General features: G+C 61.5%; 1 protein-coding gene and 1 pseudogene. Both read left to right on the top strand.

Features of this window, described 5'->3' with window-relative positions:
- Positions 1–532 (top strand): annotated as a pseudogene (locus PY649_RS34640) (methyl-accepting chemotaxis protein); the annotation flags it as partial.
- Between the two features lie 224 nt (positions 533–756).
- A partial coding sequence (locus PY649_RS34635; RefSeq protein ID WP_285873572.1) for a HAMP domain-containing protein occupies positions 757–1,902 on the top strand: 1,146 nt, incomplete at its 3' end.

Raw genomic sequence — 1,902 nt, 5'->3', positions numbered from 1 at the left:
CAAGCTTGCCGAACGCTCTCAATCTGCTGCCGCCGAAATCAGCTCGATGTCGAGCGATACCGTCAAGGCAGCTGCAGAAGCCGGTGAAATGCTCGGCCGCCTGGTGCCGGACATCCGCAAGACCGCCGAACTGGTCTCCGAGATCAGCGCCGCCTGCCGCGAACAGGACATCGGTGCTGCCCAGATTAACGAAGCGATCCAGCAGCTCGACAAGGTGACGCAGCAAAATGCCGGCGCCTCGGAACAGATGTCGGCCACTTCGGAAGAGCTGGCCGCCCAGGCCGAGGAGCTGCAAACCTCGATCGCCTTCTTCAAGGTCGATACTGCCGGCAGCAAAAGCAGCGCCAGGAAGTCGCCCGCAAAGGCGGCCGCTCATAAGGTCGCTGCCGCGCCGCTCTCCAACCGCCGTGCCGCGCCTGCTAACCCCGCACATACCGTCGCCGCCCAGCAGGCACGCGCCAAAGGCTTTGCCCTTGATCTCTCCATGGGCGGTCCGGATGCCGGTGACGCGGATTTCCGCGAAAGCGCCTAAGCGCTTGGCTCAATGATTTCCGCCGGGGCCGCCTTGGGTCCCGGCGTTCTGATATCCCCAACGTGTGTATGCGTTGGCGTCGCGGTTCTTGAGATGTCCGGCGGCGGGGAGGTGGATGGATCGCTTTCCCCGGTTCGAAGGCTCTTTTTTATCGGCACGACGCCCCGCAGGGACGCCGGTCCGCAGTACTCACTTCTTGGCTCCTGTTCCCCGGGGATACGACAATGCGTTTTTCCATCAAGCTGAAATTAGGCCTCGCCTTCGCCACTATGACGCTGCTTTTGGTCGCCATCGCGGTCTATAGCAGCATTAGTCTTGGCCATCTCAACGACGCCGCCAATGCAATGACCGAAGGCCCTGTCAAGCGATTGCAGCTGGCGCTTGAGACCAATGTCGCCGCAGTCGAAGCCGCCCGCGCGCAGAAAGATGCGCTGATCTCGGACGGCGAGGCGGAGGCTAATTTCTACAAGGAGTCCAGCACTCATCTGGACACCATGTTCTCGCACACCCAGGACGGACTCGCCATCGCCTCGGCGGAAGGCAAACCCTTGTGGGAGAAGTTGATATCGCTCGGCCAGACCTTCCGCCAGCGTTCCAATGACCTCCAGGCTCTCGAGGCCAAGGGCGATCACGCCGGCGCCGCGGCGCTTTCGGACGGCGAGTTGAGCGACCTCAGCAATCAGATGACCGACGTGATCGGCAAGCTTGTTGACGTCCAGAAAAGGGCATTGGCGGCCACGGATGCGGCCAATGACCAGCTCTATGCCGACACATGGATGGTGCTCGCCATCGTCTCCGTCATTGCATTCGTCATCGCACTTGGTTCGGCTCTCTGGATCACGCTCGGCATCAATCGCGGTCTGACAAAGGTGGCCGACATCGCCAAGGCGGTGGCGCTCGGCGATCTCAATAAGACGGTCGAGGTCAAGACGAACGACGAGATCAAGGATCTGATCGATATCGTCAACGTCATGACGTCGAACCTGCGCGACACTGCCGCAGTGGCCGACCGTATCGCCATAGGCGATCTCTCCGTCACCGTGAAACCGCTCTCCGACAAGGACGTGCTCGGTCTGGCGATGCAAAGCATGGTCGCCAACCTGCGGGCCACGTCCGATATCGCCACGGAGATCTCCAATGGAGATCTGATGGTCACGCCGAAGCCGCTGTCCGACAAGGATGTGCTCGGCCTGGCACTGGAGCAGATGGTCGAACGCTTGCGCGGCGTCGTTGCCGACGCTATCTCCGCATCGGAGAATGTTTCGGCCGGTAGCCAGGAGCTTTCGGCAAGTTCGGAGCAGGTGTCGCAGGGTGCGACCGAACAAGCGGCATCGGCTGAAGAGGCTTCGGCTTCGATGGAGCAGATGGCG

Source organism: Rhizobium mayense (assembly GCF_030272705.1).
Classification (GTDB): Bacteria; Pseudomonadota; Alphaproteobacteria; order Rhizobiales; family Rhizobiaceae; genus Rhizobium; species Rhizobium mayense.
Note: the sequence above shows the minus strand (reverse complement) of the source record. Positions and strands in the feature narration are given on the sequence as shown.